The organism is Streptomyces davaonensis JCM 4913, from assembly GCF_000349325.1.
Classification (GTDB): Bacteria; Actinomycetota; Actinomycetes; order Streptomycetales; family Streptomycetaceae; genus Streptomyces; species Streptomyces davaonensis.
The window spans coordinates 6,810,347-6,830,041 of the sequence record NC_020504.1 but is presented as its reverse complement, the minus strand read 5'-3'; the positions used below and the strand labels follow the sequence as shown (position 1 = coordinate 6,830,041).

Here is a 19,695-nt window from a genome sequence, read left to right as displayed (position 1 = left end):
ACTCAGAGGTGGTGGACGACGGTGTCGGCGAGGGCGGGCGCGTCGTCCCGGTCGACGGCGGTGACGGTGACCCGGATGGTGTCGTGGCCCTGGTGCCACATCCGGATGCGCAGGGTCTCCCCGGGGAACACGACCCCGGCGAACCGGGTGGCGTACGACCGCACCCGGCTCGCCTCGCCGCCCAGCAGGGTGTCGACGACCGCCTTCAGGGTGATGCCGTAGGTGCACAGCCCGTGCAGGATCGGCCGGTCGAATCCGGCCTGCGCGGCGAAGTCGGGGTCGGCGTGCAGGGGGTTCCAGTCGCCGGAGAGCCGGTAGAGCAGCGCCTGGTCCTCACGCAGGGTGCGCTCGACGGTCTTGTCGGGCTCGCCGGTAGGCGGTTCGAGGCGGACGGAGGGTCCGCGGTCGCCGCCCCAGCCGCCCTCTCCCTTGATGAAGATCTGGGAGTCGTTGGTCCACAACGGCCCCTCCTCGTCCGCGACTTCGGTGCGCAGGACGAGGACGGCCGCCTTGCCCTTGTCGTAGACGGCGGCGATGCGGTTGACCGTGGTCGCGGTGCCCTCGACGGGGAGGGGGCGGTGGATCTCCAGGCTCTGCCCGCCGTGCAGGACGCGGGCCAGCTCGACCTCGATGCCCGGCATGGAGAGCCCGCTGATCACACCGGGGGCGCCGGACCCGGCGACGGTGGCGAAGCTGGGCAGCACCTGTAGCCGGGACTCCAGGGTGTAGCGCAGCTCGCCCGGGTCGGTGGCCGGGACTCCGGCGCCGATGCCGAGGTGGTAGAGCAGCACGTCCTTGGCGGTCCAGGAGATCTCCCCGGACCGGGGTTCGGCGGCTAGGGCCTTCGCTGCGTCGATGGGCATGGGGCTCCTGACGGGTCTGACGGGTCGTGACGGGTGCTGACTGATCCTGACGGGTGGGTCTGAGACCTCGGCGCGGTCGTCCGCACCGTCGGCCGCGCCGAGGTCGCGCATGGGCGGACTGGGAGGGAGACGACAAGACTTAGAACGCGTTCCAGTCCGGCGGACTCGTTATAGCCGAGCGCCCCGCAGTTGTGAAGACTCCTGACGTGTCGTCAGCTCACTTGGCGGACGGTGACATTTGTACCGCCGCAGTGCGTATTCCCGGCCCTGCCCTGGCAGCGGGCCGCTTTCCTACGCTGGGCGCTCCAACGCATGAACGGGGTGGATCCGATGGCGCACGACCACTGCGCGAACAACTGCGAGAAGAACGACTGCGAGAACGACTGCGCGAAGAACGACGCATGCCGGGAGCGGGGCCGGAAGGGCCGGGCTCCCACCGGCCTGACCCTGCTCCCCTGGCTGCTGCTGGGCATGGGTGCCTTCTCCAACATCTTCCAGGCCGAGGCACCCAACCCCTGGATCGGCGGCCTGGGCCTGCTGACCTTCAACTCCCTCTACATCTACGTGACGTTCCGCGCCTTCGTGAAGCAGACCCGCGAGGCGCTCTCCACCCGGCTGGCCCTGGCCCTGCTGACCGCGGTGACCTGCGCCCTGGGCCTCGGCTACGGCGGAAACTGGCTGCTGTTCTTCCCTCTGCTCGGTCTTGCCACGGGCGCGGCGGTACGGATGCCGCAGCTGCGCCTCGCGGGAGCCGGGGTGACGGTCCTCGCCGGGGTGGTCTGTGTCGTCAAGGACGGCTGGGGCGGCCTTGACACGGCGTACGCCACGGCGATCTCCGCGATGGTCACGGCGGCGATCCTCTCCCTCTCCGACGCGGTACGCGATCTGCGCGCCGCCCGCGAGGAACTCGCCCGGCGCGCGGTCGAGGAGGAACGCCTGCGCTTCTCCCGCGACCTGCACGACCTCCTCGGCCACACCCTCTCCGTGATCGTCGTGAAGTCCGAGGCGGCCCGCCGGCTGGCCCGCGCCGACGTGGACGCGGCCGTCTCACAGATCACGGACATCGAGTCGGTCGGACGCCAGGCCCTCACCGAGATCCGCGAGGCGGTGACGGGGTACCGGGAGGGCAGCCTCGCCACCGACCTCGACCGGGCACGCTCGGCGCTGACGGCGGCGGGCATCTCGGTGACCGTCGACCGCTCCGGACCGCCGCTCCCGCCTCGGACCGAGGCGCTGCTCGGGTGGGTCGTCCGGGAGGCGGCGACGAATGTACTGCGGCACAGCGGGGCGGCGCGGTGTGCGATCACGGTGTCGGGGGACGAGCGGGCGGTACGACTGACGGTTGCGGATGACGGGCCCGGCGACTTCGGTTCAGGAGTGTCGGGAGTGGACGGGACGGGGTTGATGGGGTTGCGGGAGCGGCTGGCGGCGGTGGGGGGATCGCTCAGCGCGGAGGCGGGAGGATCGCTCGGCGCGAAAGCGGGCGAAGAGGGCGGGTTCCTGGTGACTGCGGAACTGCCTTACGAGGAAGGAAAGTTGGCCCCGGGTGCCCCCTCCCTCTCCCTCCCCTCCCCCACGTACCTGCAAGAACCCTCCGCCGACACTGCGCCGACCGCCCCGTCCCGACCTACTCTTGCCCCGTGAACGAGATGCCCCGGGACCACCGGCCCGCCAAGTCCATCAGGGTGCTGCTCGCCGAGGACCAGGGCATGATGCGCGGCGCGCTGGCGCTGTTGCTCGGAATGGAGCCGGATCTGGAGGTCGTCGCGCAGGTCGGGACGGGCGACGCCATCGTGGACGCGGCCCTCACCCACCGCCCCGACGTGGCCCTCCTCGACATCGAACTGCCCGTCCGCAACGGCCTGGACGCCGCCGCCGATCTGCGCGACCAGGTGCCCGACTGCCGGGTGCTGATCCTCACCACCTTCGGCCGCCCCGGGTATCTGCGGCGGGCCATGGAGGCGGGCGCCGTCGGATTCCTGGTGAAGGACGGTCCCGTGGAGGACCTGGCGAAGGCGATCCGTCAGGTGCTGACCGGGGAGACGGTGATCGACCCGGCGCTCGCGGCGGCCGCGCTGAGCGCCGGGCCCAGCCCCCTCACCGCCCGCGAGTGCGACGTCCTGCGCGCCTCGGCGGACGGCGCGACGGTCGCCGACATCGCGGCCGACCTGCATCTCTCCGAGTCCACGGTCCGCAACTACCTCTCCTCCGCCATCGGCAAGACGGGCACCCGCAACCGCACGGAGGCCCTGCGGGCGGCCCGGCAGCAGGGGTGGCTGTAGGGCTATGGGGCGTCCTCCGGCAACAAGGTCGTAAAGACCAGCACGTCCTTGTAGGACGTGCCTTCCGGCGCCAGGCACACGAACCAGTCCACCGGTGAGCCCTGGGCGCGGCGGATCACCTGCCTGTCGGTGCTGACCAGCTCGCCGTTGCGGGCGCGGAACACCTCAGTGTTCGTGCCGTCCTTCCACTGGCAGTCGACGCCTACGGCTGTCCTGGCCACCTGGCCGATGACCAGGCGCTGGGGTCCGTCGGTGTCCGGCACCAGGGGGATCGCGGCGGTCTGGAGGTCCGTACCGGACATCGATTCCGTCGCCGGGATCCTGTTCTCCATCACCTTCGTGGTCTCCACGCCGTAGGTGCGCTTCACGAAGTAGGTCACCGTACCGATCAGGTCGGTCGGCACCTTGGCGTCCGGCGGGGTGCCCTCGGATGCCGTCAGCGCGTCCCAGACGGTTTCCGCCTCCGCCTTGTTGCGCGGCACCGGCCATACGTCCACGGTCACGAACCACGGCTTGCCCTTGTCCGTCCCGCTCGCCAGCGTGGTCACGTACGGAGCCGTCAGGTCCCGCTGCTCCGGCGAGGGCTTCGTGGCCACCGATGCCTTGTCCGTGCCGCCGGGCAGCCCGGCCACCGCCACGGCTCCCGAAGTCCCCGCGATCACCAGTGCCGTGGCCGCCGCCACCGCCCATCGGCGTGCCCGGCGTCGGCGTCCGCCGCGGAGCACCGCCTGGGTGGGGGCTATGCCGATCTCGACCTCGTCCGCCGCCTCGGCCAGCAGGAGGGCGATGTCCCTGTGTGTCATGTCGCCGTTCGTCTCCCGGTCCGCGTTCATCGCTTCCGCCCTCCGTACGTCACCGTCTCCGCGAGTCCCGGTATGGCGCGCAGTTTCGCGATCCCCTTGGCCGCGTTGCTCTTCACCGCGCCGACGGAACAGCCCATCGCCTCCGCCGTCTGGGACTCGGTCAGGTCCTCCCAGTAGCGCAGGACCACTGCCTCCCGCTGCCGGGGCGGCAGTTGGGCCAAGGCCGTCAGCAGGACGCCCCGGTCGTCGGCCTGGGCGATGCGGTCGCCGGTGTCCGGCACCTCGCGCACCAGGCCGAAGTCGTCCTTGGGCGCCAGGAACTCCCTGAGCCGCTTGCGGTGCTTGCGCGCGTGGGCGTTGATCATCACGCGCCGTACGTACGCCTCCGGTTCATCGGCCGAGCCGACTTTTCGCCAGGCCACATAGACCTGTTCGAGCGTCGTCTGGACCAGGTCCTCCGCGGCGTGCTGCTCCCCCGTGAGGAGATATGCCGTGCGCATCAGCCGCGGCCAGCGGCCGGTGACAAAGCGCCGGAACTCCTCGTCCCGAGCCTGTGTCCGTTCCCCCATGGGCACCTCCTTGATGAATGAAGGAGTCCATGAGCCTCCCGGACCGTTGCCTCACTCCGCCGATATTCTCCGCGGCAGCCATAGCAGCATCAGCAGTGTCCCGGCCAGCAGGACGCCGCATCCGGTGCGGAACACCAGCGCGTAGCCCTCCGTCAGCGCCCGTGCCGTACCGCCGGAGCTGTGCTCGGTCCGGGCCGCGGCGATCGTCGACATGACTGCCAGACCCAGCGAACCGCCCATCACCCGCGACGTGTTCACCAGTCCCGACACCAGTCCGGCCTCCTCGGGCGGTGCCCCGGAGATGGCCAGCGCGGCCAGGGGGGTGGCGGTGAGTCCGGCGCCGAACATCATCAGGATCCCGGGGATCATGATCGTGGTGAGGTAGGAGCTGTGCACGGTCATCGTCGACTGCCAGGCGAAGCCGGCCGCCGCCACGAGTGTGCCGAGGGCGGCCAGGACGCGGGCGCCGAGCCGGGGCATCCAGCGGGGCGCGAGCTTGGAGCCGACGACGACGGCGAGGGAGCTGGGGACCAGGGCGAGTCCGGCCTCCAGCGGGGTGTAGCCGAGGACGTTCTGGGTGTAGAGCGTCATGAAGAACCACATGCAGAACATGGCGGAGCCGCACAGGAACATCGACACGTTCGCCGAGGACACCGAGCGGCGGGCGAGCAGTCCGAGCGGCATCAGCGGTGCAGTCGTCCGTGCCTCGACCGCGAGGAACAGTCCGATCATGGCGAGCCCGGCGACCAGCGGCACCAGGGTGGCCGTCGCCGTCCAGCCCGCGGCCTCGGTCTGGGAGATGCCGTACGCCAGCGTGGCCAGTCCCGCGGTCACCAGGACCGCGCCCGGCAGATCGAGCCGGCGTCCGTCGCCCGCGCGGCTCTCGGCGAGCCGGCGGGCGGCGCCGAAGAGGACGACCGCGCCGATCGGCACGTTGATCAGCAGTACCCAGCGCCAGGACAGGACCTCGACCAGCAGTCCGCCGACGAGTCCGCCCGCGGCGCCGCCGCCCGCGCCGACCGCGGTCCAGGTGGCTATCGCGCGCGCCCGCGCCGGGCCCTCGGGGACGGCGGAGGTGAGGATCGTCAGGGTCGACGGCGCCAGTACGGCAGCGCCGAGGCCCTGCACCGCTCGCGCGAGCAGGAGCTGCCAGTCGTCCTGGGCGAGCCCGCCGCCGAGGGAGGCCAGGGTGAACAGGCCGAGCCCGACGAGGAACATCCGCTTGCGTCCGTAGAGGTCGCCGGCCCGGCCGCCGAGCAGCATGAACCCGGCGAAGGCGATGGCGTAGGCGTTCACCACCCACTGGAGCCCCTGCTCGCTCAGCCCGAGTCCGGTGCGCATCGACGGCAGTGCGGTGTTCACGACGGACACGTCGAGGACGACGAGGAACTGCCCGGCGCAGGCCAGCGCCACCACCAGCCAGGTGGGGGGTGCGGTGCGCAGGGGCGAGCGGGTGACATCGGCGGCATCGAGCATGACCGTCATGCTCTCAACCCCTCGACGCTCCTGACATCGGAATTTTGGACTAGGCCCACAGCCTGACTCAGGGCCCGCTTCAAGAGCAGGTCAAGAATTCGTTAGTGAGCCAAAGCATCGGAATAGTTGCCCCGGCGCACCGAGTTCGCACTACACATGACACGTTCGACCAACGACCGGCCCGCCGTCGTCCCCGTCCTCGCCTTCGCGGGCATCGTGGTCGCGGTGATGCAGACCCTGCTCGTGCCGGTCATCAAGGACCTGCCGCAGCTGCTGGACACCTCCCCCTCCAACGCCACCTGGGTCCTCACCTCCACCCTGCTCTCCGGCGCCGTCGCCACCCCGATCATGGGCCGCCTCGGCGACCTGTACGGAAAGCGGCGGCTGCTGGTCCTCAGCCTCGCCGTGATGGTGGTCGGTGCCCTGGTCAGCGCCGTCACCAGCGCCCTGCTGCCGATGATCGTCGGCCGTACCCTCCAGGGCTTCGCGATGGGCGCCATCCCGCTCGGCATCGGCCTGATGCGCGACATGCTGCCCCGCGAGAAGCTCGGCTCGGCGATGGCGCTGATGAGCTCCTCGATCGGCGTCGGCGGCGGACTCGCGCTGCCCGCCGCGGCCCTGGTCGCCCAGAACTCCGACTGGCACGCCCTCTTCTACGGCGCCGCGGGCCTCGGCGTCCTCGCCATCGCCCTCACCCTGTTCGCCGTACCGGAGTCCCCGATGCGCGCCGAGGGCTCCTTCGACCTGCCGGGCGCGCTCGGCCTCTCCACCGGCCTGGTCCTCTTCCTGCTGCCGATCACCAAGGGCAGTGACTGGGGCTGGACCTCCGCCACCACGCTCGGCCTGTTCGCCGCGTCCGCCGCGGTCCTGTTCCTGTGGGGCGTGTTCGAGCTGCGCACCAAGGCCCCCCTCGTCGATCTGCGCACCACCGCCCGCCCCGCGGTGCTCTTCACCAACCTCGCCTCGATCATGGTCGGCGTCTCCTTCTACGTCGTCTCCCTGGTCCTGCCGCAGCTCCTCCAACTCCCCACCAGCACCGGGTACGGCCTCGGCCAGTCGATGGTGGTCGCGGGTCTGCTGGTCGCCCCGCTGGGCCTGACGATGATGTTCACCGCGCCGGTCTACGCCCGCCTGTCCGCCAAGCACGGTCCCAAGTTCACCCTGATCCTGGGCCTGTTGATCATCGCCGTCGGCTACGGCGCGGGCCTCGGCCTGATGAGCGCGGCCTGGCAGTCCCTCGTGATCGCGGTCCTGCTCGGCGCGGGCATCGGCCTCGCCTACTCCTCGCTGCCCGCACTGATCGTCGGCGCGGTCCCGGCCTCCGAGACGGGCGCGGCGAACGGCCTCAACACGCTGATGCGGTCCATCGGTACGTCCGTTTCCAGCGCCGTCATCGGCATGGTGCTGGCCAACACGGCGAACACCGTGGGCGGTGTGGAGGTCCCGACGATGCACGGCTTCCGTGTCTCGTTCCTGATCGCGACCGGCGCGGTGGCGATCGGCCTGCTGCTGGCGCTGTTCCTGCCGAAGCCGGACCGTGCGCCGCGGCTGCGGGCCAGCAGCGAGGAGGAGGCCAACCTGGCCCGCGCCGAGGAGGCGTTGCGCGGCTTCCGCGGCCGGGTCCTGGACGCCGAGGGCGGCCCGGTCGCCCGCGCCAACGTCACCCTGATCGACCGGCGGGGACGTCAGGCGGGTGCCACCGTCTCGGCGGAGGACGGAAGTTACGCGCTCGCGGTCCCGGCACAGGGGACGTACGTCCTGGCTGCGAAGGCCAACGGCCATGGCCCGCACGCTTCTTCGGCGACCCACGCGGGCGAGGACGGCACGATCGACGTGGATCTGGCGCTCCCCACGCCCTGATCCGGCCCTGACCCACCCAAGTCCTGACCGACCCGAGAAGATCTCTTCCCCTCGAATCCACCCGCCGTTAACGACCACAAGAGTTGGCCCACGCACCATCCGTCACTGTGACCTTCGTGTGAACGGGGACGGAAGGTGCGGGCGGGATGATCGGAACGGTATTCCGGTGCGCGGACGTGCCGGCCGAGGACAGGTTCGAGTACTGGCGGGAGCGGGTCGGGCGGACCGTCGCCCCCGCCGACGTCACCAGTGACTACGCCACCGACTACTGGGCGGAGCAACGGCTGATTCAGATGGGGCCGGTCACGATCTGGCCGGCCTCTTTCCGGCCGACGAGGTTCCGCCGGAACGCGAGGATGGTGCGGCAGTCCGACCCCGAGCTGTACCACCTCAGACTGGTCCAGCACGGCGGTCTGGCCGTCGACCACGACGGCCGGGCCGACATCTACGGTCCGGGCGACATGTATCTGGCGGACAGCTCACGGCCTGGTGATGTGCGGTCGTACGACGACGGAGCGGGCAGCCCGGTCGCGGGCATGGGTGTCGAGGTGCCCAAGGTGCTGCTGCCGGTGCCCCCGAGCCGGGAGCTGATGGGCAGACGGCTGTCCGGGCGGGAGGGCACCGGCGCCCTGCTCGCGGACTTCATCACCGGCCTGGTCCGGCAGGCCGACACCCTGCGCCCGTCCGACGCCCCACGCCTGGGCACGGTCCTGCTCGACCTGTTGTCGGCCTGGGTCGCACAAGTGCAGGAGGCGGAGCGGGCGTTGCCGCCGGAGACCCGGCAGCAGGCGCTGATCACCCGGATCCGCGCGTTCATCCGGCAGAACCTGCACGATCCGGAGCTGACGCCGCCCGTGATCGCCGCGGCGCACCACATCTCCCTCAGCTATCTGCACCGTGTCTTCCAGGAACAGACGGGCGGCGAGACCGTCGCGGCCTGGATCCGGCGGCTGCGTCTTGAGGGCGCCCACCGCGACCTCGCCGACCCGGCGCTCGGCTCCGCCCCGATCCACACCATCGCCGCCCGCTGGGGCCTGCCCCGCGCCTCCGACTTCTCCCGCGGCTTCCGCGCCGCATACGGGCTCCCGCCGAGGGAGTTCCGGCTGCGGGCACTGGCCGCGCACGCGCAGACAAACGCGCACGCACAAACAAAGGGGCCCGCGCAGCCGTAGACGCACCGTCAAGTCACTGTGGACCCATTGCTAACGACTCCACCAGGGCTCACCTCGCATGCTGATCGGGCAGCCGCACCACACCGCATCGACACAGTCAGAGAGGTTGACCGCTCTCATGCACGTGAAGTCCCTGACGAAGATCTCCGCAGTCGCCGCAAGCGCCCTGTGCGCCCTCGCCTTCGCCACCCCGGCGCAGGCCGAGGACGACTTCCGCCCCTTCACCAACCGCGCCACCGGCAAGTGCCTGGCCGTTCCCAACTCCAGCGTCGCCAACGGCACCGGCCTCGTCCAGTGGGGCTGCAACGGCTACTCGGAGCAGAACTGGACCCTGACCCATGTCGCCGGGGGCAACGGCGACCGCTGGACCATCAGGAACCAGAACAGCCTGAAGTGCATCGCCATCCCCCAGTCCAGCACCGCGAACGGCACCCAGGCCATCCAGTGGACCTGCGACTCCTCCAACACCGACCAGGTCTTCATCAAGGACAGCTGGGGCCGGCTGCGCAACCTCAACAGCGACAAGTGCCTCGCGGTCCCGAACTCCAGCACGGCGAACGGCACCGAGATCATCCAGTGGACCTGCTCCGAGAACTTCAACCAGCGGTGGGCCTACTGACACCCGCACGTTGAAGTGACGAAGGAATCTTCCCTGTCATGAACCTGCACAGAAAGGCGGCCGCCGTTCTGGCGGCCGCCGCCCTTATCTGCGCGCCCGTACTGACGGGATCGTCGCTGACCGGGTCCGCTTCGGCGGCCGAAGGCTCGGTCGCCGAGGCCGAAGTGGCCGTCCAGGCGGTGCCCGAGGCCCGCCTGTTCAACCAGGGCACCGGCCTGTGCCTGGCCAACCCGGGCTCCGACAAGGACCCCGGCACCGTGATGATCCAGTGGACGTGCAGCTACAGCGCCAGCAACTTCTGGTCGCTGGAGCCCGTCACCGGCGGCTACCACGTGGTCAACAAGGCGAGCGGCCAGTGCCTGGCCATCGGCAGCGGCTCCGAGACCCCCGGCGCCAAGGCGATCCAGTGGACCTGCGGCACGGGGGCCGAACAGGTCTGGGCGCACGACGGCAGCGAGCGGCTGGTCAACCAGAAGAGCGGCCTCTGCCTCGCCATCCCCAGCTCCAGCACGACCGCCGGCATCGAGGCCATCCAGTGGACCTGCTCGACGAACAAGGACCAGCAATGGCTGTGGTGACCCGTACACCCCGCGTGCCCCGCACGCCCCGCCTGACCCGCACGCCCCGCGTGACCCGCAAGCGCGCCTGGACCGCGCTCCTGACCGCGCTCGTCCTCGCCGTACTGACCGGACTGCTGCTGCCCGGACCGGCCGTGGCCGAGGGCACCTCGGGCGAGTCGGTCGCCCATATCGACGCCGTGACCGAGGGCGACGGTCCCCGCACCACCGACATCATCGCCACCAGCGCCGACAACGCGGTCGTGGCCTGGCGCGAGGGCACCGTCCCCGGCAAGGTCGATCAGGGCTACATCCGGTACGCGTTCACCACCAACGGCGGCGCGAGCTGGAGCCACCCGAAGGTGCTCGCCCAGGAGACCAGCGAGTACACCTGGCACTACGTGATCCTTTACCAGTCGGGCACCGAGCTCTTCGCCTACATGGGCCGCACCAAGGCCAACAGCGACAACAAGAACGGCCTGCCGATCGACGCCATCGTCGTCAAGCGCAGCACCGACGAGGGTCACACCTGGCAGGACTACCCCGTCACCATGCCGCTCGACCTGCCGGACACCACCGCGGACGAGGGCTTCGCCAACCTCATCATGGCCGGGCGCCCGACCAAGCTGGCGAGCGGCAAGCACGTCATCCCCTTCTGGGCCTCCAACCGGGAGAACGGCGTGCTGATCTCCTCGGACCTGAAGACCTGGACGGCCGGTGGCGTCGTACCGGACCCGAGCGCGCTCAAGCCCGGCGAGTCGCAGGTCGCGGTCTCCCAGGACGATCCGAACAAGCTCGTCATGGTCGCCCGCAGCGACGCGGCCTACACCCGCGCCGCCACCGCCACCAGCTCCGACGGCGGACTGACCTGGACGCCCTTCACGCTCGACAACATCCCGAGCTACAACGTGAAGGTCCAGTTCATCAAGGACAGCACCGGCCGGTACCTCTCCATCCACAACACCGCCACCAACCGCGACGTCCTGAACTACAAGACCAAGCGGGCCGGAGCGGCCTGGAACGCGGGCCGGCTCTTCGCCAACGGCTCGGCGGCCGACGAGGACCCCGACCAGGCGGGCACCGCCGGCAAGGGCTGGGACACCTATGCCATGGCCGACGAGTACGCGCCCGGCAAGTTCTACGTGGCGTGGGAGTTCGACACCTCCCGCATCAAGGTGAACAGGCTGGACATCTCGGACGCCCCCTGATCCACCCGCCCTCCCCCCGGTCGCTCCTCGGCCGGGGGGTACGGCAGCATGGGGCGCCGAAACGTTCGTACGACCGAAAGGCCCTCATGAAGCCGGAGCCCGAGATCCTGGCCGCGTTCGAGGCGGCGAAGGGGTTCATGCCGGCCGGTGAGGGCCTGGCCCTGTACGCGGCGGCGGTGGAGGCGGGCGCGCTCGGCCTGCCCCTCCTGGAGGTCGGCACCTACTGCGGACGCTCCACGATCCTCCTCGCCGACGCGGCCCGCGCGGCCGGTGTGACGGCCCTCACGGTCGACCACCACCGCGGCAGCGAGGAGCAGCAGCCGGGCTGGGAGTACCACGACCCCGAGACGGTCGACCCCGAACTGGGCCTGATGGACACGCTGCCGACGTTCCGCAGGACCTTGCACGAGGCGGGCCTGGAGGACCACGTGATCGCCCTCGTGGGCCGCTCCCCGCAGGTCGCGAAGGTCTGGTCCGCCCCCCTCGGCCTGGTCTTCATCGACGGCGGCCACACCGACGAGCACGCCACCGCGGACTACGAAGGCTGGGCCCCCCATGTGGCCGAAGGTGGCCTCCTCGTGATCCACGACGTCTTCCCGAACCCGCAGGACGAGTTCACCGGCCAGGCCCCGTACCGCATCTACCTGCGCGCGCTGGAGTCGGGCGCCTTCGAGGAGATCTCCGTCACGGACTCCCTGCGCGTGCTGCGGCGAACGGGGGCGGGGATCTGAGGGCGCGGTTAGAGTCGCAGACGTGTCGTACCTAGGCCCCGACTTCGATCCGCAGCCCCGCCGCCCCCGTCGCCGCCCCCTCACCGTGGCGCTCGTCGCGCTCGTGCCGGGCGCGCTGCTCGGATGGGTGGCGTACGAGGCGCTCGGCGGCGCGGACGACGGGGGCGGCTCGGACAAGGCGGCGGTGGGGACGCCGGCGGCCACGAAGCCGTCCGCTTCCAGCGACGCCAAGGAACCGAGCCCGTCGGACTCCCCGAAGGACTCTTCGGAGAACTCCCCGGAGCCCGCCGCCTCCGGCCCCCTCAAGGGCAAGGTCGTCGTCATCGACCCGGGGCACAACCCGAGCAACTTCCAGCACACCGCCGAGATCAACCGCAAGGTGGACATCGGCACCGGGTTCAAGGAGTGCGACACCACCGGTACGGCCACGAACTCCGGGTACACCGAGGCCGAGTTCACCCTGGACGTCGCCCACCGCATGCGCACGCTGCTGGAGAAGCAGGGCGCGACGGTCAAACTGACCCAGGACGGGGACCGTTCGTACGGTCCCTGCATCGACGAGCGGGCGCGTATCGGCAACAAGGCCAAGGCCGACGCGGTCGTCTCCGTCCACGCCGACGGCGCCGGGACCGGCAACCGCGGCTTCCACGTCATCCTCCCCGGCCCGGTGAACTCCGGTGCCGCCGACACCCGTCCGATCGTCGCCTCCTCAAGCGACCTCGGCGAGCGCATCGCGGGGAACTTCGTCCGCGTCACCGGCAGCGCGCCCTCCAACTACGTGGGCGACGGCACCGGTCTCGTCACACGTAAGGACCTGGGCGGTCTCAATCTGTCAACGGTTCCCAAGGTGTTCATCGAGTGCGGCAACATGCGCGATAGCAAGGACGCGGCACAGCTGACCAGCGGTGCCTGGCGGCAGAAGGCGGCGCAAGGAATCTCTGACGGAATCGTGAGTTTTCTGCGCGGGTAGTGATCAGCACGCTGATCCCGGCGGACAGCCTGATCGTGCGGACGATAGGGTCGTTCCTACGATGAGGGGCCACCCCTGCGCTTCACACCGGGGCCTGAGGGCGACATGGTGACAGCGACGCCTCCACTGATGACGAGACGACTGAACTGAAGGACCTTGAAGTGAATATCCGCTCCCTCACTAGAGGCGACGGCGTGGTGATCGGAGCAGCGGTGTTGCTCTTCATCGCGTCGTTCCTCGACACCTACGGTGGCGACAGCAGCAGCATTCCCAACGCCTGGGACAACCTCGGCATGCTGATGAGCATGTACGTCGGTGGCATCGCGGGCGCAGTCCTGATCGTCGTGGCCCGTGCGCTGCCGCAGCCCCGCAAGGTCGTCGGCCTCGACCTGGGCCAGCTCGGCGTCGCCCTGACTGTCTTCGCCGCGTGGACCTCGTTCTGGACGATCATCGACCCGGCGGGTTCTATCGACACGGACGGCTTCGACGTCGAGGTGGGCTCCGGTCTCATCCTCGGCCTGATCGCCGCCCTCCTCCTGGCGGGCGCCGCCGTGGCGTCCCCGCTGCTGCCCGCGCTCCAGGCCGCTCTCATCAAGGCCCCCAGCCCCGCGGCCCCGCAGCCCTACGGCGGGCAGCCGCAGGGTGGTTACGGGTACCCGGGGGCCCAGCAGCCGCAGGCGCCGCAGCCGGGGCAGCCGTTCGGTGGGCAGCCGCAGGGCGGGCAGCCGTTCGGCGGTCAGCCGCAGGCGCCGCAGCCGCAGGCGGCCGCGCCGCAGCCCGGCGGGGACTTCTCCCCGTTCTGGTTCGCCGTACCGGTGGCCCGTCCGCTGTTCGCGGAGGACGGTTCGCCCACGCCGATCGCCGAACTGGCGCCCGGCACCTGGTACCTGGCCGTGGAGCAGCGCGGCCCGCAGCTCATCGCGCAGACGCAGGACGGTCGTCGCGGTGTGCTCCAGGACACCAGCGGCATCCAGCGCGGCTGAGCCGTAGCAGCAACAGCAAGCCGTACGACGGCCCCTCGCCCTTCCCGGTGAGGGGCCGTTGTCGTACAGTCACCTCCCCCGGCTGACGCACCGTCAGGAGGCAGGTATGCGGCTCGGTCTCGCGCTCGGCTACTGGGGGCGTGGCCCCTCCCCGGAGCACCTAGCGCTGGCTCAGGAGGCCGAGCGGCTCGGGTACGACTCCGTGTGGACCGCCGAGAGTTGGGGGTCCGACGCCTTCACCCCGCTCACCTGGATCGCGGCGCACACCTCAAGGATCAAGCTGGGCACGGCCGTTGCGCAGATGGCCGCCCGGTCGCCGACGACCACGGCCATGCACGCGCTCACCCTCGACCATCTCTCCGGCGGGCGGATGATGCTGGGGCTCGGACTGTCGGGTCCGCAGGTCGTCGAGGGCTGGTACGGCCGTCCCTTCCCGAAGTCGCCCCTCACCGCGACCCGCGAGTACGTCGATGTCGTACGGCAAGTCCTCAGGCGGCAGGCCCCCGTCGCGCTCGACGGCCGTTTCCATCCCCTCCCGTATCGCGGCGACGACGCCTTCGGGCTCGGCAAACCCCTCAAGCCCATCACCCACCCCCTGCGCCCCGAACTCCCCGTCCTCCTCGGCGCCGAGGGCCCGAAGAACGTCGCCCAGACCACCCGCATCGCCGACGGCTGGCTCCCGCTGTACTGGTCGCCCAGCCGCCCGGACGCGTACGCGCTCCCCGACCTCCCGCCAGGGTTCCTCGTCGCGCCCATGGCCCAGGTCCGCGTCTGCGACGACGTGGCCGAGGGTCTCCTGCCCGTGAAGACCATGCTCGGCTTCTACATCGGCGGCATGGGCCACGCCTCCCGCAACTTCCACGCCGACCTGATGGCCCGCATGGGGTACGAGGAGGCGGCGCGGAGAATCCAGCGGCTCTTCCTCGACGGGCGTCGACAGGAGGCCGTGCTCGCCGTCCCCGACGCCTTCGCCGACGAGATCTCCCTCGTCGGACCGCGCGAACGCATCGCCGAGCGGCTGGAGTTGTGGCGCAAGGGCCCGGTGACGGACCTGCTGGCCCTGGCACCGGACCCGGAGACGCTGAGGGTGCTCGCCGAGCTCAACCGGTGAACCCGAGTTTGACTCATGCCCGACGGGCTACCCGGTGGGCATGTCCCCTCGATATCGCAATGGTGCCAACCAGGCCGGCACGATCATCGCGATCGTCGCCGACGTCATGGCCCTGATCCTCGGGCTGTGGATCCTGATGTACCTGCTGGACGCGAACCGCGCGAACGACTTCGTGCAGTTCGTGCACGACGTGGCCCGCTGGCTGGCGGGCTGGTCCCACGACCTGTTCACGTTCGACGCGGCGTGGGCCAGGGTCGTGGCGGGGTACGGGCTCGCCGCGGTGGTGTACCTGTTCGTCGGGCACGCCATAGCGAACCGCGTGCACCGTCACTGAGGTCAGACGCAGCAGTCGGGGTCGAGGCCGGTGGGCAGTTGGTCCCCGCCGAAGACCTGGCAGGTCGCCTCATGCCCGCCGAGTGCCGCGACCGCGAGGAGCAGCGAACCCGCCGTCCACGTCGTCAGCTCGCGCGGCCAGATCGCCTTGTCCTCGAAGACGTAGCCCGTCCAGTACAGGCCGGTCTCCTCGTCGCGCAGGTGCTGGATCGACTGGAGGATGTCCAGGGCCCGGTCGGACTCGCCCATCGCCCACAGGGCCAGGGCGAGTTCGGCCGATTCGCCGCCCGTGACCCACGGGTTGGGGACGACGCAGCGCACGCCGAGGCCGGGGACGACGAAGCGGTCCCAGGACTCCTCGATGCGGGCCTTGGCCTCCGCGCCGGTCAGCGCGCCGCCCAGGACCGGGTAGTACCAGTCCATCGAGTAGCGGTCCTTGTCCAGGAAGCGCTCGGGGTGGCGGCGGATGGCGTGGCGCAGGGAGCCGGTCGCCAACTCCCAGTCCGGCTGGGGCTCTTCGCGCTGTTCCGCGATGGCGAGCGCGCAGCGCAGGGCGTGGTGGATCGAGGACGAGCCGGTGAGCAGGGCGTCCGCGGTCGGCGTGCCGTCGTCGTCGCGGCGCCAGCCGATCTGGCCGCCGGGCTGCTGGAGCCGCAGGACGAACTCCGTCGCCGCGTACACCGTCGGCCACATGCGGTCCAGGAACGTGTCGTCGCCCGTGGAGAGGTAGTGGTGCCAGACGCCCACGGCTATGTAGGCGACGAAGTTCGTCTCCCGGCCGCGGTCGGTGATGTCGTCGTGCGCCCCGTCCTGGTACGCCGCGTACCAGGAGCCGTCCTCGTTCTGGTGCCGGGCGAGCCACTCGTAGGCCCGCTCGGCGGCGGCGTGTTCACCGGCCGCGTCCAGGCCCATGGCGGCCTCGACATGGTCCCAGGGGTCCAGGTGGTGGCCCCGGAACCACGGGATCGCGCCGTCCTCCCGCTGCACGGCCAGCAGTCCGGCGACGGTCGCGGCGGCCTGCTCGGCGGTGAGGACCCCGGGCAGGACCAGGTGTTCCGTCCGGGGAGTGGTCACGAGGTAGCCACCTGAGGCAGGTGCGGCTTGGTCGCGTACGCCACGAAGCTCTTGCCGATCAGCGGGTTCAGCGCCTGCTCGGCGACCCGGGTGGCCAGCGGCTTCTTCATGATGTCCCAGACCAGCAGCTTGTGGTACGCCTTCACCGGCAGCGCCTTGTCGTTGTCGACGCCGAACGCGCACTTCAGCCACCAGTACGGCGAATGCAGGGCGTGGGCGTGGTGGGTGCCGTACGGCCGCAGGCCCGCTTCCCTGATCTTCGCGAGGAGTTCGTCCGCCTTGTAGATGCGGATGTGGCCGCCCTCGACCTCGTGGTAGGCGTCGGACAGGGCCCAGCAGACCTTCTCGGGGCCGTAGCGCGGGACGGTGATGGCGATCCGGCCGCCGGGCTTGAGGACGCGCACCATCTCGGCGAGTACGCCCTTGTCGTCGGGGATGTGCTCCATGACCTCGGAGATGATGACGACGTCGAAGGACTCGTCGGGGAAGGGGAGGGCCAGGGCGTCGCCCTCCATCGCCGTGGCGGTGGCTCCCTCGGGGGCCTCGCCGGCCTCCTTCATCGCCGCGAACCACTTCGCGACCTCGCGGATCTCCTCGCCGTTCTGGTCCAGCGCGACGACCTGGGCGCCGCGCCGGTAGCACTCGAAGGCGTGCCGGCCGGCGCCGCAGCCGAGGTCCAGGACTCGGTCGCCCGGGGCGAGCGGGAACCGGGAGAAGTCGACGGTCAGCACGTGGCCCTGCTTTCGGGATAGACGCTGGTTGCACTGGTGGAGGTCGGGGGTGTGACGCCGTCTCGGGTCACCGGCGCGAGCCCAGAGCGGGCGATCGCCTCGCGGTACCGGGACACCGTGCCCTCCGCGGCTTTCGCCCAGGTGAACTTCGCCAGTACGCGCTCACGGCCGGCCCGGCCGAGCCGTGCCCGAAGGTCGGGGTCGCCCAGGAGCCGGCTCAGCCCCGCGGCCAGCGCGCCCGCGTCGCCGGTCGGCACCGCGAGGCACGTCTCGCCGTCCGCACCGGCCACCTCGGGAATCGCACCGCCCGTCGTCGCGACCAGCGGCGTGCCCGTGGCCATGGCCTCGGCGGCGGGCAGGGAGAAGCCCTCGTACAGCGACGGCACGCAGGCGACCTCGGCCGAGCGGACCAGGTCGACCAGTTCGGCGTCGGAGATGCCCTTGACGAACTCGACGGCGCCTTCGAGGCCGTAGCGCTCGATGCACTGCGCGACCGGGCCCTCGGTGGGCTTCTTTCCCACGACGACGAGGTGGGCGTCGGGGTGTTCGGTGCGCACCTTGGCGAGCGCCTCGACGAGGAAGACGAGCCCCTTGAGGGGGACGTCTGCGCTGGAGGTGGTGACGATCCGGCCGGGGATCCGCGGGACGGACGGGTCCGGCGAGAAGAGGTCGGTGTCCGCGCCGATGTGGACGACGTGAATGCGGTCCTCGCGCACGCCGAGGTGCTCGACGATCTCCGAGCGGGAGGTGCCGGAGACGGTGAGGACGGACGGCAGACGGCGGGCTACACGCTTCTGCATCCGGGTGAAGGCGTACCAGCGGCGCACCGAGTAGCGGCGCTGCCAGCCCTCGGCCGCGTCCAGCTCCAGCTGCCGGTCGACGGTGATGGGGTGGTGGATGGTGGTGACGAGGGGGGCGCCCACGTCGCCCAACAGGCCGTAGCCGAGCGTCTGGTTGTCGTGGACGACGTCGAACTCGCCGCGCCGGGCGCGCAGATGGCGGCGGGCGCGCAGCGAGAAGGTCAGCGGCTCGGGGAAACCGCCGGTCCACATGGTCGCCACTTCGAGGGCGTCGACCCAGTCGCGGTACTCGTCCCGCTTGGGGGTGCGAAAGGGGTCCGGGGAGCGGTACAGGTCCAGGCTCGCCAGCTCGGTGAGGGGAACGCCTTCGTCGAGGACCGGGTAGGGCTGGGCGCCGATGACCTCGACCCGGTGGCCGAGGCGGGCCAGTTCGCGGGAGAGATGGCGGACGTAGACGCCCTGGCCGCCGCAGAACGGGTTCCCTTTGTAGGTGAGAAGCGCGATGTCGAGCGGTCGCTCGCCGTCCGCGGCGGGCTCCTGGGAGGACCCCGTCCGACTGGCCTCAGCGGTCACTCCGGGCCCCCTTCTCCCTGCACTGTCCCGCGAGATTACGACGGGACGCTAATCTAGAACAAGTTACAGACTTGATCGTTCAAGAGGCTCCGAATCTACCGGCAGGTAGAGACGGCGTGAGCAGTGGATCAGGTGATTCACGCCACGGTCGTGCCACGGTGAGGGGAACAAGGTGGACAAGGTGGCAGCCAATCCCGCGAGACCGGTCACCTCCTCCCTCACCGAGCGGCAGGAGGCCCGCCGCCGCCGCATCCTGCACGCGAGCGCGCAGCTGGCCAGCCGGGGCGGTTTCGACGCGGTGCAGATGCGTGAGGTCGCGGAGTCCTCGCAGGTGGCGCTCGGCACCCTGTACCGCTACTTCCCCTCCAAGATCCATCTGCTGGTCGCGACCATGCAGGACCAGCTGGAGCACATGCACGGCACCCTGCGGAAGAAGCCGCCGGCGGGCGACACCGCGGCGGAGCGGGTCGCGGAGACGCTGATGCGGGCCTTCCGCGCCCTTCAGCGCGAGCCGCATCTGGCGGACGCCATGGTCCGCGCGCTGACCTTCGCGGACCGCAGCGTCTCTCCCGAGGTCGACCAGGTGTCGCGGCAGACGACGCTGATCATCCTGGACGCGATGGGTCAGGAGAACCCGACGCCCGCGCAGCTCTCGGCGGTCCGGGTCATCGAGCACACCTGGCACTCCGCGCTGATCACCTGGCTCTCGGGGCGCGCCTCCATCGCCCAGGTGAAGATCGACATCGAGACGGTGTGCCGGCTGATCGACCTGACGGCGCCCGAGGGTGCGTAGCCGGCCTCTCGGCACGGCCTCTCGGCACACAAAGGACCTACGAGACGGGTTCCCTGCGCCGGCATGATCCGGATCAGGTATTGGGGGTCGCCTTCCGGCCCGACTGCTGCCTTCCGGCCTCTCAGCCCGGACCGTCGACGTCGGCAGCGGCGTAAGCGAACCTTCCGCTTTCCGCCGAGTCGGCTAC

The 19,695-nt window shown here is 70.6% G+C and carries 20 protein-coding genes; 13 read left to right on the top strand and 7 right to left on the bottom strand.

Going from position 1 to position 19,695, the window contains the following annotated elements; all coding sequences use genetic code 11:
* Positions 1-2: 2 nt before the first annotated feature.
* A complete protein-coding gene (locus BN159_RS30175) occupies positions 3-863 on the bottom strand; it encodes a MaoC/PaaZ C-terminal domain-containing protein (protein ID WP_015660808.1) in 861 nt (286 codons plus the stop codon).
* 330 nt (positions 864-1,193) lie between these two features.
* On the opposite strand from BN159_RS30175, the gene BN159_RS30170 reads away from it, so the two are divergent.
* Positions 1,194-2,507: a sensor histidine kinase gene (locus BN159_RS30170; RefSeq protein ID WP_015660807.1), complete on the top strand. Its 1,314-nt coding sequence runs from the start codon at positions 1,194-1,196 to the stop codon at positions 2,505-2,507.
* 5 nt (positions 2,508-2,512) lie between these two features.
* Positions 2,513-3,145, top strand: coding sequence for a response regulator transcription factor (locus tag BN159_RS30165; RefSeq protein ID WP_015660806.1), 633 nt, complete (start codon positions 2,513-2,515; stop codon positions 3,143-3,145).
* Positions 3,146-3,147: 2 nt separating this feature from the next.
* Here BN159_RS30165 and BN159_RS30160 read toward each other — a convergent pair whose 3' ends face one another.
* From BN159_RS30160 to BN159_RS30150, 3 genes are read right to left on the bottom strand one after another with little or no spacing between them, the layout of a single operon-like run.
* Positions 3,148-3,978, bottom strand: a complete 831-nt coding sequence (locus BN159_RS30160) for a hypothetical protein (protein WP_015660805.1) — start codon at positions 3,976-3,978, stop codon at positions 3,148-3,150.
* A complete protein-coding gene (locus BN159_RS30155) occupies positions 3,975-4,517 on the bottom strand; it encodes a SigE family RNA polymerase sigma factor (RefSeq protein WP_015660804.1) in 543 nt (180 codons plus the stop codon). Before BN159_RS30155 ends, BN159_RS30160 begins: the two co-directional genes overlap by 4 nt.
* Positions 4,518-4,568: 51 nt before the next feature.
* The gene (locus tag BN159_RS30150) at positions 4,569-6,002 is read right to left on the bottom strand and encodes an MFS transporter (RefSeq protein WP_015660803.1); all 1,434 of its coding nucleotides are present in this window, start codon (positions 6,000-6,002) and stop codon (positions 4,569-4,571) included.
* A 147-nt stretch (positions 6,003-6,149) separates the two neighbouring features.
* On the opposite strand from BN159_RS30150, the gene BN159_RS30145 reads away from it, so the two are divergent.
* From BN159_RS30145 to BN159_RS30100, 10 genes are all read left to right on the top strand, one after another.
* On the top strand, positions 6,150-7,853 hold the full coding sequence (locus BN159_RS30145; protein ID WP_015660802.1) for an MFS transporter: 1,704 nt from the start codon (positions 6,150-6,152) through the stop codon (positions 7,851-7,853).
* Between the two features lie 146 nt (positions 7,854-7,999).
* Positions 8,000-9,025: a helix-turn-helix domain-containing protein gene (locus tag BN159_RS30140; protein ID WP_015660801.1), complete on the top strand. Its 1,026-nt coding sequence runs from the start codon at positions 8,000-8,002 to the stop codon at positions 9,023-9,025.
* 118 nt (positions 9,026-9,143) lie between these two features.
* A complete protein-coding gene (locus tag BN159_RS30135; protein ID WP_015660800.1) occupies positions 9,144-9,644 on the top strand; it encodes an RICIN domain-containing protein in 501 nt (166 codons plus the stop codon).
* A gap of 38 nt (positions 9,645-9,682) precedes the next feature.
* A complete protein-coding gene (locus BN159_RS30130) occupies positions 9,683-10,222 on the top strand; it encodes an RICIN domain-containing protein (protein WP_015660799.1) in 540 nt (179 codons plus the stop codon).
* On the top strand, positions 10,210-11,409 hold the full coding sequence (locus BN159_RS30125) for a sialidase family protein (protein WP_015660798.1): 1,200 nt from the start codon (positions 10,210-10,212) through the stop codon (positions 11,407-11,409). Before BN159_RS30130 ends, BN159_RS30125 begins: the two co-directional genes overlap by 13 nt.
* Before the next feature lie 86 nt (positions 11,410-11,495).
* Positions 11,496-12,140 carry a class I SAM-dependent methyltransferase gene (locus BN159_RS30120; RefSeq protein WP_015660797.1) on the top strand — a complete coding sequence of 215 codons (645 nt, stop codon included), beginning with the start codon at positions 11,496-11,498 and terminating at the stop codon, positions 12,138-12,140.
* Positions 12,141-12,162: 22 nt separating this feature from the next.
* Positions 12,163-13,110: an N-acetylmuramoyl-L-alanine amidase gene (locus BN159_RS30115; RefSeq protein WP_015660796.1), complete on the top strand. Its 948-nt coding sequence runs from the start codon at positions 12,163-12,165 to the stop codon at positions 13,108-13,110.
* Positions 13,111-13,271: 161 nt separating this feature from the next.
* Positions 13,272-14,093 carry a DUF5336 domain-containing protein gene (locus BN159_RS30110; protein WP_015660795.1) on the top strand — a complete coding sequence of 274 codons (822 nt, stop codon included), beginning with the start codon at positions 13,272-13,274 and terminating at the stop codon, positions 14,091-14,093.
* 106 nt (positions 14,094-14,199) lie between these two features.
* Positions 14,200-15,204, top strand: coding sequence for an LLM class F420-dependent oxidoreductase (locus BN159_RS30105; RefSeq protein ID WP_015660794.1), 1,005 nt, complete (start codon positions 14,200-14,202; stop codon positions 15,202-15,204).
* A 40-nt stretch (positions 15,205-15,244) separates the two neighbouring features.
* Positions 15,245-15,538, top strand: a complete 294-nt coding sequence (locus BN159_RS30100; RefSeq protein WP_015660793.1) for a hypothetical protein — start codon at positions 15,245-15,247, stop codon at positions 15,536-15,538.
* Between the two features lie 2 nt (positions 15,539-15,540).
* Here the strand turns inward: BN159_RS30100 and BN159_RS30095 are convergent, their stop codons facing one another.
* From BN159_RS30095 to BN159_RS30085, 3 genes are read right to left on the bottom strand one after another with little or no spacing between them, the layout of a single operon-like run.
* Complete coding sequence (locus tag BN159_RS30095; protein WP_015660792.1) at positions 15,541-16,611, bottom strand: prenyltransferase/squalene oxidase repeat-containing protein; 1,071 nt, start codon at positions 16,609-16,611, stop codon at positions 15,541-15,543.
* Positions 16,608-17,342: a class I SAM-dependent methyltransferase gene (locus tag BN159_RS30090; protein ID WP_015660791.1), complete on the bottom strand. Its 735-nt coding sequence runs from the start codon at positions 17,340-17,342 to the stop codon at positions 16,608-16,610. The genes BN159_RS30095 and BN159_RS30090 overlap by 4 nt, the downstream gene beginning before the upstream one ends.
* Entirely contained in the window at positions 17,336-18,715 is a 1,380-nt protein-coding gene (locus BN159_RS30085; protein WP_015660790.1) for a glycosyltransferase family 4 protein, read from the bottom strand. The genes BN159_RS30090 and BN159_RS30085 overlap by 7 nt, the downstream gene beginning before the upstream one ends.
* A 172-nt stretch (positions 18,716-18,887) precedes the next feature.
* Between BN159_RS30085 and BN159_RS30080 the strand changes: the two genes are divergently transcribed.
* Positions 18,888-19,508 carry a TetR family transcriptional regulator gene (locus BN159_RS30080; RefSeq protein ID WP_015660789.1) on the top strand — a complete coding sequence of 207 codons (621 nt, stop codon included), beginning with the start codon at positions 18,888-18,890 and terminating at the stop codon, positions 19,506-19,508.
* The last annotated feature ends 187 nt before the right edge of the window (positions 19,509-19,695 follow it).